This window comes from Baia soyae, assembly GCF_004341445.1.
In the GTDB taxonomy this organism is placed as follows: Bacteria; Bacillota; Bacilli; order Thermoactinomycetales; family Thermoactinomycetaceae; genus Baia; species Baia soyae.
This window is the reverse complement of record NZ_SLXV01000040.1, coordinates 14,401-27,773: the sequence shown is the minus strand read 5'-3', so window position 1 is coordinate 27,773 and position 13,373 is coordinate 14,401. Positions and strand designations below refer to the sequence as shown.

Annotated in this window: 14 protein-coding genes and 1 pseudogene; 7 read left to right on the top strand and 8 right to left on the bottom strand. The window is 43.2% G+C overall.

Annotated elements, in window-relative coordinates:
* Positions 1–154 precede the first annotated feature (154 nt).
* From EDD57_RS11560 to pdhA, 5 genes and pseudogenes are all read right to left on the bottom strand, one after another.
* A pseudogene (locus EDD57_RS11560) lies at positions 155–265 on the bottom strand (HNH endonuclease); the annotation flags it as partial.
* Positions 266–524: 259 nt separating this feature from the next.
* The gene (lpdA, locus tag EDD57_RS11555; RefSeq protein WP_131849598.1) at positions 525–1,946 is read right to left on the bottom strand and encodes a dihydrolipoyl dehydrogenase; all 1,422 of its coding nucleotides are present in this window, start codon (positions 1,944–1,946) and stop codon (positions 525–527) included.
* A gap of 4 nt (positions 1,947–1,950) precedes the next feature.
* Entirely contained in the window at positions 1,951–3,285 is a 1,335-nt protein-coding gene (locus EDD57_RS11550; RefSeq protein ID WP_131849597.1) for a dihydrolipoamide acetyltransferase family protein, read from the bottom strand.
* Positions 3,286–3,371: 86 nt separating this feature from the next.
* Positions 3,372–4,352: an alpha-ketoacid dehydrogenase subunit beta gene (locus tag EDD57_RS11545; protein ID WP_131849596.1), complete on the bottom strand. Its 981-nt coding sequence runs from the start codon at positions 4,350–4,352 to the stop codon at positions 3,372–3,374.
* A 3-nt stretch (positions 4,353–4,355) separates the two neighbouring features.
* A complete protein-coding gene (pdhA, locus tag EDD57_RS11540; RefSeq protein ID WP_131849595.1) occupies positions 4,356–5,459 on the bottom strand; it encodes a pyruvate dehydrogenase (acetyl-transferring) E1 component subunit alpha in 1,104 nt (367 codons plus the stop codon).
* Between the two features lie 372 nt (positions 5,460–5,831).
* On the opposite strand from pdhA, the gene mnmL reads away from it, so the two are divergent.
* The gene (gene mnmL / locus EDD57_RS11535; RefSeq protein WP_243649527.1) at positions 5,832–6,806 is read left to right on the top strand and encodes a tRNA modification radical SAM protein MnmL/YtqA; all 975 of its coding nucleotides are present in this window, start codon (positions 5,832–5,834) and stop codon (positions 6,804–6,806) included.
* On the top strand, positions 6,806–7,384 hold the full coding sequence (gene mnmM / locus EDD57_RS11530; protein WP_165873790.1) for a tRNA 5-(aminomethyl)-2-thiouridylate-methyltransferase MnmM: 579 nt from the start codon (positions 6,806–6,808) through the stop codon (positions 7,382–7,384). Before mnmL ends, mnmM begins: the two co-directional genes overlap by 1 nt.
* On the opposite strand, the gene EDD57_RS11525 is transcribed toward mnmM, so the two are convergent.
* The gene (locus tag EDD57_RS11525; RefSeq protein WP_131849593.1) at positions 7,377–7,637 is read right to left on the bottom strand and encodes a hypothetical protein; all 261 of its coding nucleotides are present in this window, start codon (positions 7,635–7,637) and stop codon (positions 7,377–7,379) included. The two genes, mnmM and EDD57_RS11525, sit on opposite strands and share 8 nt — an antisense overlap.
* Positions 7,638–7,792: 155 nt before the next feature.
* Between EDD57_RS11525 and EDD57_RS11520 the strand changes: the two genes are divergently transcribed.
* Both EDD57_RS11520 and EDD57_RS14985 read left to right on the top strand, forming a co-directional pair.
* Positions 7,793–8,224, top strand: a complete 432-nt coding sequence (locus EDD57_RS11520; protein ID WP_131849592.1) for a VOC family protein — start codon at positions 7,793–7,795, stop codon at positions 8,222–8,224.
* 220 nt (positions 8,225–8,444) lie between these two features.
* A complete protein-coding gene (locus EDD57_RS14985) occupies positions 8,445–8,579 on the top strand; it encodes a hypothetical protein (RefSeq protein ID WP_279388959.1) in 135 nt (44 codons plus the stop codon).
* A 13-nt stretch (positions 8,580–8,592) separates the two neighbouring features.
* Here EDD57_RS14985 and EDD57_RS11515 read toward each other — a convergent pair whose 3' ends face one another.
* Both EDD57_RS11515 and EDD57_RS11510 read right to left on the bottom strand, forming a co-directional pair.
* A complete protein-coding gene (locus tag EDD57_RS11515) occupies positions 8,593–9,396 on the bottom strand; it encodes an SDR family NAD(P)-dependent oxidoreductase (RefSeq protein WP_165873789.1) in 804 nt (267 codons plus the stop codon).
* Between the two features lie 114 nt (positions 9,397–9,510).
* Complete coding sequence (locus EDD57_RS11510) at positions 9,511–9,906, bottom strand: S1 RNA-binding domain-containing protein (RefSeq protein ID WP_072330995.1); 396 nt, start codon at positions 9,904–9,906, stop codon at positions 9,511–9,513.
* Positions 9,907–10,161: 255 nt separating this feature from the next.
* On the opposite strand from EDD57_RS11510, the gene pckA reads away from it, so the two are divergent.
* The 3 genes from pckA to EDD57_RS11495 all read left to right on the top strand — a co-directional run bounded on the left by pckA (position 10,162) and on the right by EDD57_RS11495 (position 13,313).
* Positions 10,162–11,736 (top strand): phosphoenolpyruvate carboxykinase (ATP), encoded by a 1,575-nt coding sequence (gene pckA, locus EDD57_RS11505; RefSeq protein ID WP_243649529.1) that lies wholly within the window; start codon positions 10,162–10,164, stop codon positions 11,734–11,736.
* Between the two features lie 142 nt (positions 11,737–11,878).
* Positions 11,879–12,505 carry a uridine kinase gene (gene udk, locus EDD57_RS11500; protein WP_131849589.1) on the top strand — a complete coding sequence of 209 codons (627 nt, stop codon included), beginning with the start codon at positions 11,879–11,881 and terminating at the stop codon, positions 12,503–12,505.
* A 37-nt stretch (positions 12,506–12,542) separates the two neighbouring features.
* Positions 12,543–13,313 carry a DUF3050 domain-containing protein gene (locus EDD57_RS11495; RefSeq protein ID WP_131849588.1) on the top strand — a complete coding sequence of 257 codons (771 nt, stop codon included), beginning with the start codon at positions 12,543–12,545 and terminating at the stop codon, positions 13,311–13,313.
* Positions 13,314–13,373: the final 60 nt, after the last annotated feature.

The window sequence follows — 13,373 nt, the reverse complement described above, 5'->3', positions numbered from 1 at the left end:
GATTCATCTACAGTTTACATTTAGTAACCATTACCTGAGCAGAGATCTCGATTCAAGTCATGCCATTAGCCTGATGGCGATGACATAAGAATAGGATTGTTCTAACAGATATCTCTGAGAAGATATCTGTTAGAACAATCCTATTCTTACTCCCTCATTTATGAATTCGATTATGACAAGCATTACACACCGATTGCAGATTACTTAGCTCTAATCGCTTGTTCCAATCCTCTTTAACCTCTACTATATGATTGAGGACAGCAGGACTTCCACAGATGCGAATACACGACTTGCGTCACACTCATGCTACGTTAATGTTACAACAAGCATGCAAAAAGAAGCTGTGGACCGTTTTGAGAGGTTATTTCTTGAAGACGGGAACGGTTCCGCTTTACTTTAAAAGCCTACGTTTGCAAAATGTTTGCAATCCCTATCCCGCCTTCTAATTTCATAACCCCCTACACACTTAAAATCCCTTTTTTATAAGGCTTCTGGGTTAGTAGTAAGCAAAAAACACAACCTTACTACTTCTTATTCACCATATGAATCGCATGCCCAAGGATCCCCTCAGCCGCTTCCATAAAGGTTTCCGGAAGCGTTGGATGTGCATGGATCGTAAGTGCGATATCCTCTGCATTCGCACCCATTTCAATCGCAAATACAGCCTCGGAAATCAAGGAGGATGCTTCTGGTCCGACGATTTGAACACCAAGTAGTTGCTTCGTTTCTTTCTCCGCTACTACTTGGACAAATCCGTCCGCACTTTCCATCGAAAGCGCACGACCATTCGCCGCAAAGGCAAAACGACTTGTTACGACTTCGTAGCCTTCTTCTTTTGCTTGTTCTTCGGTAAGACCAGTATAAGCGATCTCTGGATCACTAAAGATGACAAATGGCATCGCTTGATAATCGATTACACTGTTCATCCCGGCTAGAACCTCAGCGGCAATCTTACCTTCATAGCTTGCCTTATGAGCGAGAAGTGCGCCGCCAGCACAGTCTCCGATGGCATATACGCCAGATACGTTTGTCTTACATTGTTTATCGATTTTAATAAAGCCGCGCTCATCTAATTCAACGCCTACATTATCCAAACCGATTTCTTCGGTGTTCGGCTTTCTACCCACTGACACCAAAGCGTAGTCTGCCACAAACGACTTCTCTTCGCCTTTGACAGTAGCACGAACGGTTACTTCCTCTCCGTTCACTTCGCCGCCTTGTACCATTGCTTCTGTCACAATCGTTACACCTAGCTTTTTCAGCTTACGGGTAACCATCTTAGTAAGAGTTCCCTCTGTACCAGGAAGCAAAGATTTCGTTCCTTCCAGAATCGTTACTTCTGCACCTAATTTTGCATAGGCAGTTCCTAATTCTAGGCCGATATAGCCGCCGCCGACTACCACGAATCTCTTCGGAACTTCTTGCAGATTTAACGCTTCAGTACTGGATAAGATGCGCTTGCCATCAAAAGGAAGAATCTTTAACTCAGCTGGACTTGAACCTGTAGCGATAATCACATCGTTGTACTTGAAGGATTGACTCGAATCATCTGTCATAACGCGTAGTGAATTAGGCCCTGTAAAATAGACTTCACCTTTGGCTACTTCAATTTTGTTGCCTTTGAGAAGCTGACTTACGCCGCCAGTCAGCTTTTTCACTACGCCGTTTTTCCATTCGATCAGCTTTGGCATGTTTACTGTTACATCGCCTGAAACTTCAATTCCCACATGGCTTGCTTCTCGGATGTGCATCAAACGCTCGGATGCACTAATGATCGCCTTAGAAGGAATACATCCACGATTGAGGCATACGCCCCCTACTTCATCTTTGTCCACGATAACAACATTTTTGCCGAGTTGTGCGGCACGAATGGCAGCTACATAACCACCAGGGCCAGCACCAACTACGACGACATCTACTTCTTGTGCTAGATCTCCTACTACCATGTGATCACATCTCCATCATTAAAAGTTTTGGACTGCTAAGCAACTTCTTCAGTTTGCTGATGAAACGAGCTGCTAGGTCTCCATCGATGAGGCGATGGTCGAAGCTAACAGAGACGTGCATCATCGAACGAATAACGATCTCGCCATCTACGACAACTGCCTTCTGTTCAATAGAACCTACACCTAGGATTGCCACTTCAGGATGGTTGATGATTGGAGTAAAGTTTTGTCCACCTAGATTTCCTAAGCTGGAAATGCTAAATGTCGAACCTTTTAGCTCATCTGCTGCCAATTTCATCTCACGAGCGCGACCTGCTTTATCCGTTACTTCTTGAGCGAGTTGGAAGATCGACTTGCGATCCGCATCGCGAAGCACCGGAACCATCAAGCCATTATCGGTAGCGGCTGCCATACCAATGTGGTAGTACTTCTTCACCACGATTTCTTCTGCCGCATCGTCAATCGAAGCGTTTAACATTGGGAATTCTTTTAACGCAGATACAACAGCTTTCATGATAAATGGTAAGTAAGTAAGTTTTACATTTGCCTTCGCTGCTTCATCTTTTGCCCATTTACGAAGCTCGATCAATTCCGTTACGTCGATTTCGTCCATAATGGTAACGTGTGGTGCTGTATGCTTTGATTCTACCATTCTCTTGGCAATCGTACGACGAATACCGCGTAATGGCATACGCTCTTCGGTACCATAGCTCTCCAATGGTGCTTTCGGAGCGGTTGGCGCTGGAGTAGCCGGAGTCGATGCAACTGGAGTTGGCTCAGTCGTTTCTACGGATTCGGAAGCAGGTGTCGCTTCTGTTGGTAATACGACTTCTTCGGTTGCAGCACCACCAGTAGTAAATGCTTTTACATCCTCAGCTAAGACGCGGCCATGTTTGCCTGTACCTTTGACACGGGTTAAGTCTACGCCCATATCTCTAGCCATCTTACGTACAGAAGGCATCGCTTTTACATTTATATGAGAAGTACCTTCTCCTGGAGTTGCTACAGGAGTAGATGACTCAGCTTTTGCCACTTCTTCTGCCGGCTTCTCTTCTGCTTGAGGTGCTTCTGGAGCTTCCTCAGATGCTGGAACTTCACCTTCGGCATCGATTACTGCAATAACGGAGTGGATAAGGGCCATTTGACCCTCTTCTACTTTTAATTCTTTCACAACGCCTGTTACTGGAGAAGGGATTTCCACAACTGCTTTATCCGTTTGAACCTCTGCAAACGGCTCAAACTCTTCGATCTTATCACCAGGTTTTACGAACAACTTAACGATTTCACCCTCGTGAATTCCTTCCCCTACGTCTGGCAACTGAAATTGGTATAATGCCATGGACTTGTTTCCTCCTTAATAACGATTCCTACGAAAACGAACCATCCAGCGAGTGCATCACTCACAGGATGGGTTCCATCAATCAATTAGAAATTGCAAACTTCTTCAATTGCATTCACAATACGTTTGGTATTTGGGATCCACTCATCTTCAATCAGCGGATGACCTAGTGGAGTATCAAAGCCAGTCACGCGCTTCACAGGTGCATCAAGTGAAAGGAGTGCATTTTCATTAATCACCGAAATTAATTCAGGTGCCACACCAGCTGTACGTTGTGCTTCTTGCACCACAATCGCACGATGCGTTTTCTCAACAGAAGAAACAATCGTTTGCACATCAAGAGGGCTAAGGGTACGTAAATCAACTACTTCTACTTTTTTATTTAAATCTTTTTCAGCGATTTCAGCCGCTTTCATAGAAGTATGAACCATCGCACCATATGTGAAAATCGTTACGTCTGTACCTTCACGTACGACATTTGCCTTGCCAATTGGCACAGTGTACTCATCCTCTGGTACTTCGCCTTTTAGAGAGAAATATAGTTTCAAATGCTCAAGGAAAAACACAGGGTCATTATCTTTGATCGAAGATAATAGTAATCCTTTTGCATCGTATGGGTTTGAAGGACATACCACTTTGATACCAGGAGTCTGGATCAAGAGGCCTTCTAAACTATCACTATGAAGTTCAGGAGATTTCACACCACCGCCAAATGGAGCACGGAATGTTACTGGGTTGTTATAACGTCCTCCAGAACGGAAACGCATACGAGGTGCTTGTACCATAATGGAATCAAGCGCTTCAAAGATAAAACCGATAAATTGCATCTCTGCGATCGGACGGAAGCCTTGAACGCCTAGTCCTACTGCTAAACCGCCAATTCCGGACTCAGCAAGAGGAGTATCCATTACACGATCTACTCCAAACTTAGCTTGAAGTCCATCTGTCGCACGGAATACACCACCGTTTTTCCCTACGTCTTCCCCAAAGATCATCACGTTTGGATCATTTTGTAGCGCGATTCGCATTGCATCGTTGATCGCTTTTACCATCGTCATTGTTGCCATGGACTATTTCCCCTCCTTCGCCAAGTACTCTTGTTTCTGTTGTTCTAGATGAGCTGGCGTTGTTTCGTATACCGTATCAATTAGGTTCGGAATCGTCATCTTCTCGTATTGATCTGCTTTTTTAATTGCCTCTGCTACTGCTGCTTTCGTTTCTTCAATCACTTTATTTTCGTCTTCTTCTGTCCAAAGATTTTTGCTCTCTAGATACTTACGGAAGCGAATCAATGGTTCGTTTTCCTCATAAGCAGGAGATTCATCTTTAATACGATAACGAGTTGGGTCGTCTCCTGACATTGAGTGAGGTCCAAGACGGTAACAAAGAGTCTCAATTAAAGTCGGTTCTCCGTTTAGAGCACGTTCTCTCGCATCTTTCACTGCTGCATATACAGCAAGAACGTCCATTCCATCTACTTGAACGCTACGAATACCAGCCGCTAAGCCTTTTTGGGCAATCGTTTTCGCAACGGTTTGTTTGGATACAGGCGTGGAAATCGCATAACGGTTATTTTGAACAATAAAGACTGCTGGAAGTTTAAATACACCCGCAAAGTTCATCGCTTCGTAGAAGTCCCCTTGTGAGCTTCCGCCATCACCAGTATATGTGATTGCGATACGCTTCTCGCCACGGCGTTTAAATGCCATTGCGACACCTGAAGTTTGGACATACTGTGCTCCAATGATGATTTGAGGCATTAAAACGTTTACATCTTCCGGAATCTGTCCACCATGTTGGTGACCTCGTGACCAAAGGAAGCCTTGGTACATCGGATAACCATGGAAATGAAGTTGTGGAATATCACGGTATCCAGGAAGGATAAAGTCTTCTTTTTCCAATGCAAACTGGCTTCCGATCATGGAAGCTTCTTGTCCAGATACTGGAGCATAGAAACCTAAACGCCCTTGACGTGCCAAGCCAACTGCACGCTGGTCCCATACACGTGTATATACCATACGGCGCATTAGTTCACGTAATTGGTCATCGCTTAGTTCAGGAAGGTTCGCTTCGTTTACCTTTCCATCTGGAGAGAGTACTTGAAACGCTTGCATTTCTTGAGTTTGCAACTCAGCCCCTGCAAGACCGCCCCCACGTTTCGTGGTTTTTGCCATTTGTATCACCTCATAGTTTCTTTGTAGCACTGTTATAGTAAAATGGTTAGTCTGTAGTATAACAGATGTTGAGTTACCTATAATGAGTCGGTATTCAGTACACTTTTTTATGTACTACAATTATTTATAAACCAATAATACACCAAGTAAAAGGATTGTCAATGAATCCACTTGTGGTTATCTTTTGCAGGAAATGGGTTGCACGCCCTAATCATCAGCCCTCTTTCACTAACAAGCCTCTATCAGTGGATAATCTTTCCTCATAGGCAGTTTTTATACGATTTTTATATAGCAATCCTACTTCACAGGAGCTATTCAACATCCCGACAAAGATCATGTATAATAAACTCGTAGAAAAGAGGTATAAAAATCATGACTCAATCAATGAAGCATAACCAGCTTACTCCTCTCATGTGGGGAGAGAAGCGTTATCATACTTGGAACTCTCATTTAAGACAAGTACATGGACAGAAGATTTTTAAGGTGGCGTTGGATGGTGGATTTACTTGTCCGAATCGGGATGGGGAGATCACTACAGGGGGCTGTACATTTTGTAGTGCACGTGGATCAGGGGATTTTGCTGGAAACCGCCGAGATGATCTAGTAAAACAATTTCAAGATGTAAAACGAAAAATGCATGATAAATGGCCTGATGCGAAGTATATCGGTTACTTTCAAGCATTTAGCAATACGTATGCACCGGTTGAAGAACTACGTGAGATGTACGAGACTGTGCTCGAACAAGAGGGAGTAGTAGGACTCTCGATCGCTACTCGTCCGGACTGTCTGCCAGATGACGTTGTCGAATATCTTGCGGAGTTGAATCAACGCACCTATCTTTGGGTGGAGCTGGGACTGCAAACCATGCATGAAGAGACAGCCGATTTAATTAATCGCGCTCATGACTTCCAATGCTTCCTAGATGGTGTAGAAAAACTGCGCAAACACGGTATTCGGACCTGTGTGCATATCATTCATGGACTACCTGGCGAAACACGAGAAATGATGCTACAAACAGTTGAAGCTTGTGCGAAGATGGACGTCCAGGGGATCAAGATTCACTTATTACACCTTTTACGCAACACCCCTATGATGAAACAATACGAACAGGGGTTAATTGAATTTATGTCTAAGGAAGATTATGTGCAACTAGTCGTGGATTCATTGGAACTCCTTCCTCCGGATGTCTCGATTCATCGCATTACGGGCGACGGACCACCCGATCAATTGATTGGACCTATGTGGAGTATGAAAAAATGGGAGGTACTAAACGAGATCGATGCCGAGCTAGCACGTCGTGATACGTGGCAAGGAAAGTATGCTAAGCCTCGTTTAGCTGGATCATGATGAAGACTTTGTCTACCTTACAAAGCGCCAGATACTATGTCAAACAAGCCATTCAAGAGCAATCTCATTCAATCGTAGTCGATGCTACCTTAGGAAATGGTTATGATACGCTCTTCCTTGCTCAAGAAGTCGGCATGCAAGGCAAAGTCTTCGGCTTTGACATCCAGTTACTCGCCGTTAAAAAAACAACACAACGTCTAAAGCAAGAAGGGCTTCTCGATCGAGTGGCCCTCTTTCATGCAGGTCACGAATGCTGGGAATCCTTCATTCCGCGTGAATATAAGAATCAAATTAACGCGGTCATGTTTAATTTAGGCTACTTGCCCCATGGTGACAAAACCATCATCACCCACCCTGAAACAACGCTTCAAGCCATGGGGCATGCTTGTCAGTGGCTCGCTCCTAGAGGTATTATCACCATCGCCCTGTATGTGGGCCATGAGGAAGGTCAAGCCGAAGTGGATCATGTAACTAGATTTGCTTCTCAATTACCTGCTAAGCAGTTTCATGTTACATGGACACAGTTGTTAAATCGAGCCGGGGCACCGTCTTTAGTTGTGATTGAAAGAATTAAATAAATCTTAGTAGATGATACGGAATTAGGTAGAGTTTGTTAATGAAAAAGTTAATCGGATATAGACCGGGGCGTGTATCTACCCACAGCTCAAATAGTAAGCCTACGAGGATGTGGAAAAGCAAGTCCGCTTCGCCCTTCTTCGCTTCGGGCAAGTGGCAAAACTCGCAAAGAACGCTCAAACATTGCCACAAAACGCCCTTGCTACGAAGGACTACGCTAAGTAGGCTTACTAACATCGCAGTAGTCAGATACATGCCCCTAGCCTATTCGTCGACTTTTCCTCGTTATTAACGGGAGTGAGCAGGAGATAAATAAAGAATATAAATATCTTTCTTAATTTTCTATATAAATATATAATAGGGTTAGTAGGCGAATTACAATAAAACAATGAAGGACAGGTGGCTACTGTATGGGAACGAAGCTAATCTCTTATATTATGTTGGATGGAAATGCTAGAGAAGCGATTGCTTTTTATCAAAAAGCCCTAGATGCCGAGCTATACGGAATCCAGACGTTTGGAGAAATGCCGGAAAGCCCAGAGTTTACTATGCCAGAAGAAGCAAAAGGGCTTGTCTCTCATGCAATGATTAAAGTCGGCGATTCGGAGTTAATGTTCTCTGACGCATTTCCAGGCCACTCTCCTGAGCGTGGAAATCAAGTTCAAATCTGCATCTCTTCCGCTGATGTCGCCCAATCGCAGAAGTTTTTTGATGCCCTACAGGAAGGCGGAACCGTCATCATGCCACTAGCAGAAACCTTTTTTAGCCCCGCCTACGGAATGGTTACCGATCAATTCGGAGTCACCTTCCAACTCTATACCGAAGGAAAAGAAGAGTGCTAGAGCTCTGATTTATCCAATCTTTTAACTGGTTGAGTCAGGCTAATTCGATGCTGTTGAGAGAATTAGTTTCATTAAATAAGTTCTAGTTACTTCACACTACCGCGCCTGTTAATTAATCATAAAATCGGGATAGGGGAGAGAGTCTGTTCGATTACGGCGGTGTTAGCGATCCTACTTAGCGTAGAGATCCGTAGCGTAGGGCGCTTTTGGTGCAACTTGTTTGAGCGTACTTTGCGAGTTTTGCACCTGCCCTGCTACGGATCGCGAAGCGGACTTCTCTACTTCTCTGCTGGATCGGTATTTGAGCAGTAATCGAACAGACTATCCTGCCCTCGATCACCCAATAAATGGCTAATCAACAAACCCAATCAATCCCCACTCTTCCCCTCATCCATCTTCTTCACCACTTTGGTTACCATCTTCCGTGGCATAAACTGCACCGAACGAGCCAGCAAACGATTCTTCATCCCTGGAATAATTAACGGCTTATCCTGCTCATCTAAAAACCGACGAAACGCAAATTCGGCTATATTTTGGGCACTCATGGGCACTTCGCTTAGCCATGTCGGAACTTCCTCGCGTGCACTCCACTTAACTTGAGATAGCTCAGGACCCGCGCATAACGTATTCACTCTCACTCCGTAATCCTTCATCTCATTATCCAACGCTTGGCCAAAGGCAAGGATAAAAGCATTGGTTGCATGAAACACAGCTAATTTCGGGCGTGGTTGGAAAGCGGCTGTCGATGCCACTTGTAAAATACGGCCTTTTCGTCTCTCTGCCATTTGTTTGATAAATAACTTCGTGATCGCGGTAAAAGTAGCGATATGCACTTGAATCATTTCCAGCTCTTGGGCAAGCTCTGTCTCTAAAAAGGACCCTGATAACTGAAAATCCGCATAATTAATCATGAAATGAATCGAGATCTTCCGCTCCATTGTCCATTCATAGATTTGCTCTGCCACATTTGGGTTGGATAAATTTTGTGAGAAGGTTTCAATATGTACTTTATATTTCTTCATCCATTCCAATGAAATCTGCTTTAACTCAGATAGATTTGCATCCACTAAAACAAGGTCATAACCGTTCATGGCAAATAATCGTCCAAGCTCGTACCCAATTCCTGATGTTGCACAGGTAATTAAAACGGTCTCTCCCTTTTTTCCCCTCAATATCTTTACACCTCATCCATCTATGTTCTTTTTCTATTATACTCATTCCAAACAAAAACATCTCCCAGAAGCCTAGGAGATGTTTCTATGCTATCTCAACAATTCATGAGACAACTATCTGTTTTTCTTTTGCTTGGCAGTAAGCGCAGAAAGGCGCTCTTCACTGCTCTTCATCCACTTTTTCATCATGTCTTCAAAGTTCTCAGGGCTTTTCGCACGACCACCACCACGGCGGTCTCCTCCCCCACGACGTTCGCGAGGAGGGCGTTGCTCTTCTTGAAGGGCTTTGATGGAAAGAGAGATCTTACCTGCAGGATCAATGGAAAGGACTTTCACTTTCACAGTTGCTCCCACTTGAAGTTCATCTTCAACTTTCTCAACATATTTGCTGGAAACTTGAGAGATATGAACAAGTCCGGTTTCCCCAGATTCTAGTTTAATGAAGGCTCCAAAGGGTTTTGTCGAAATAACTTCTCCAGATACGATGGCCCCTTCTTTTAATTCACTCATTGTAACACTCCCGCAATGAAATTCATTCTGTACGAACATATCATTATTTTAAACCTTTGTCAACGATACAACCGCACGGAATAGATTTATTAAGAATTTTCTATCAATATAAAATTGTATCAATAAACGTAAAATGGAAATTAATGTTCCATCCAACCACTATATATGTTATACTTTTTACCAAAGTGTTATAACATATATATAAATTCATTTATATAATATAGACAAAAAATCAAAAAGGTGGATGGAATGAGCATGACGATTCGTTCGATTACATCAAATCATTATGAGCTTCGTGGAAAACTTCATCTAAATTTATCGGTAGCAGAATTAGTAGAACAAGCACTAAGTCGAAAGGAAGCCGTTTTATCTTCCAATGGAGCCTTAGTCGCAACAACGGGTGAATTTACAGGGCGTTCTCCTAAAGACAAGTATATAGTTGACGAAGATAGTGTAAGCGGTTCGATTGACTGGGGATCTGTTAATCAAGCACTAGATCCCGAATCATTCCATAAGATTTACAAGCGTGTTCAAGATTACTTGAAAGAGAAAGAACTCTTTATTTTTGATGGTTTTGCTGGTGCGGATCCCACTTACCAACTTCCAATCCGTGTTATTAATGAATATGCTTGGCATAACTTATTTGTGCATCAATTATTCATTCGTCCAACAGATCAAGAACTACATACTCACAAACCAGAATTTACCGTGATCAGCGTCCCTAATTTTGTCGTTGATCCTGAAATGGATAGAGTACGCTCTAAAACGTTGATTGCCGTTAGTTTTGAGCAAAAGGTGGTCATCATTGCCGGCACACATTATGCTGGCGAAATGAAGAAATCTATCTTTAGTGTGATGAATTATCTTCTTCCTGAACAAGGCGTTATGCCAATGCACTGTTCGGCAAACGTAGGTAGTGATCAGGATGTTGCTCTATTTTTCGGCCTATCGGGTACAGGAAAAACAACCTTGTCTGCTGATCCAGAGCGTCGATTAATTGGGGATGATGAACACGGTTGGACAAATCAGGGAGTTTTCAACTTTGAAGGTGGCTGTTATGCAAAGTGTATCGGGCTTAGTCAGGAAAAAGAACCACAAATTTGGCAAGCGATCCGTTTTGGTTCCGTTTTAGAAAATGTTTCGTTAGATTCCCAAAGAACCCCTGATTATGATGATTCTACTTTGACTGAAAACACACGTGCCGCTTATCCAATCGATTCGATCCCTGGGGCCGTAATCCCAAGTGTATCGGGTCATCCAAATGTTATTTTATTCTTAACTGCGGATGCTTTCGGCGTGCTACCTCCTATTTCTAAGTTAAGCAAAGAGCAAGCCATGTATCACTTCTTATCAGGTTACACAAGTAAATTAGCTGGTACCGAACGAGGCGTGACGGAACCTGAAGCTACTTTTTCCACTTGCTTCGGTGCACCCTTCTTACCACGTCCTGCACATGTATACGCAGAGTTACTGGGTGAGAAGATCGAAAAACATAATGCACAAGTTTTCCTCGTTAATACAGGTTGGTCTGGTGGTTCTTATGGCGTTGGAGAGCGAATGAATCTTACGTATACGCGTGCCATGGTAACCGCAGCGATAAACGGCTCCCTAGCCGATGTTGAATATACAACCGAAGAGGCATTTGGGCTCTCCATCCCAACAACATGTCCAGATGTTCCAAGTGATATCTTACATCCACTGACAACATGGACAAATCCAGAAGAGTATCATGAAACAGCCAAAGATCTAGCAAATCGGTTCCATCAAAACTTTACCAAGTTCACTGGTGTTGCAGATAACATTCGATCTGCTGGTCCACGCAATAAATAGCGATGACTCTTATTCCATACACTAAAACCTGACAGTACCTTTGTCAGGTTTTTTATGTTACCATCGTACGGATGAGGTAATTTGATAAAGAGTTATTTATAAATGGTAAATGGATCGTTAAATGGAAAGGATCGACACAGCTATGAATCGACCGGTATTAATTGGTGTCGCAGGAGGCACTGGTTCAGGTAAAACCACCGTTGCGCGAAAACTCGTAGAGGAATTCTCTGATTCGGTCTTGTTAATGGAGCAAGACTCCTATTATGCAGACCAAGCTCACCTGACCATGGAAGAGCGAACCAAGATTAATTACGATCATCCGTTAGCTTTTGATAATAACCTACTGGTTGAACACTTACAGCAATTAATGGATTATCAATCTGTCCAGATGCCAATCTATGATTATACTGCATCCACCCGTTCCAAAGCATACAAACAAGTGGAGCCGAAGCACGTGATTATTGTTGAGGGAATCCTGATTCTTGAAGATAAAGGCCTGCGGGACCTTCTCGATATTAAAGTATTTGTCGATACCGATGCGGATGTACGCATTTTACGTCGCATCGAGCGTGATACAAAGGAACGCGGCCGTACGTTAGAGTCCGTTATTCAACAGTATTTACAAGTGGTTCGCCCGATGCATATGCAATTTGTTGAACCAAGTAAGCGATATGCTGACATTATCTTGCCCGAAGGCGGGAGAAATGTGGTAGCTCTTAACCTCTTAATGAATCAAATTCGTATGTATCTACAAGAATTAGATTCCTAAACTGATTCCAACACCTAACTTTGAAGGAGATATCCATATGTCCACCGTAATCGAGTCAACATCTATCCAAACGGTACGAGATCAACTATTGAAACATCCTATCTATGAAGCGATGACATCTCCAGACAGAGTCCGTATCTTCATGAAACACCATGTATTTGCAGTCTGGGATTTTATGAGCCTAGCTAAACGGTTACAGAACTCACTCACAACCACTACGTTACCATGGGTTCCCAGTCCAAATGCACATTATGCTCGCTTTATCAATGAAATCGTTTTGGGAGAAGAGACAGATGAGGATGGACAAGGAGGATATGCCAGTCATTTCGAGCTATATGTAGAAGCGATGAAAGAGGTTCAAGCTGATACTACATGGATGGAATCATATCTTCAAGATCTGGAAGCAGGAAAGGATCCGATTGAGGTCTTGCAAAACAGTTCTCTTCCACCCACGATTGTTCAATTTGTAACATACAGCTTAAACTTAGCATTTTCAGCAGAGTCTCATGAAGTAACTTCAGCCTTTTTCTTTGGACGTGAAGATCTAATACCTGAGATGTTTACCCAACTCCTTTCTGAACTAGACAATCACGACCAGTCTACGGAGCGTATTCGTTACTATCTCAATCGTCATATCGAACTAGATGGCGATACACACGGCCCGCTGGCTGAAAAACTTCTAAACTCTCTTTGTGAATCTGATCCAGAGAAATGGAAGCAAGCTGAAGAAGTTGCTCTCCGTTCTCTACAATTACGGAGCCAACTCTGGGATGGCGTGTTAGCAGAGATTGGGGAAAAAGGATTATAAATCATAACGTGAAAAACACCTTTGATTCCGCAGAATCAAAGGTGTTTTTATCTAAACGGT

What these genes read in the sequence shown, in the direction of transcription:
- EDD57_RS11510 (WP_072330995.1), bottom strand. Translation starts at nt 9,906, where the DNA reads ATGAGTGAATTAAAAGAAGGGGCCATCGTATCTGGAGAAGTTATTTCG.
- pckA (WP_243649529.1), top strand. Translation starts at nt 10,162, where the DNA reads ATGACGATTCGTTCGATTACATCAAATCATTATGAGCTTCGTGGAAAA.
- udk (WP_131849589.1), top strand. Translation starts at nt 11,879, where the DNA reads ATGAATCGACCGGTATTAATTGGTGTCGCAGGAGGCACTGGTTCAGGT.
- EDD57_RS11520 (WP_131849592.1), top strand. Translation starts at nt 7,793, where the DNA reads ATGGGAACGAAGCTAATCTCTTATATTATGTTGGATGGAAATGCTAGA.
- EDD57_RS11550 (WP_131849597.1), bottom strand. Translation starts at nt 3,285, where the DNA reads ATGGCATTATACCAATTTCAGTTGCCAGACGTAGGGGAAGGAATTCAC.
- EDD57_RS11545 (WP_131849596.1), bottom strand. Translation starts at nt 4,352, where the DNA reads ATGGCAACAATGACGATGGTAAAAGCGATCAACGATGCAATGCGAATC.
- mnmL (WP_243649527.1), top strand. Translation starts at nt 5,832, where the DNA reads ATGACTCAATCAATGAAGCATAACCAGCTTACTCCTCTCATGTGGGGA.
- lpdA (WP_131849598.1), bottom strand. Translation starts at nt 1,946, where the DNA reads ATGGTAGTAGGAGATCTAGCACAAGAAGTAGATGTCGTCGTAGTTGGT.
- mnmM (WP_165873790.1), top strand. Translation starts at nt 6,806, where the DNA reads ATGAAGACTTTGTCTACCTTACAAAGCGCCAGATACTATGTCAAACAA.
- EDD57_RS11525 (WP_131849593.1), bottom strand. Translation starts at nt 7,637, where the DNA reads ATGTATCTGACTACTGCGATGTTAGTAAGCCTACTTAGCGTAGTCCTT.
- EDD57_RS11495 (WP_131849588.1), top strand. Translation starts at nt 12,543, where the DNA reads ATGTCCACCGTAATCGAGTCAACATCTATCCAAACGGTACGAGATCAA.
- pdhA (WP_131849595.1), bottom strand. Translation starts at nt 5,459, where the DNA reads ATGGCAAAAACCACGAAACGTGGGGGCGGTCTTGCAGGGGCTGAGTTG.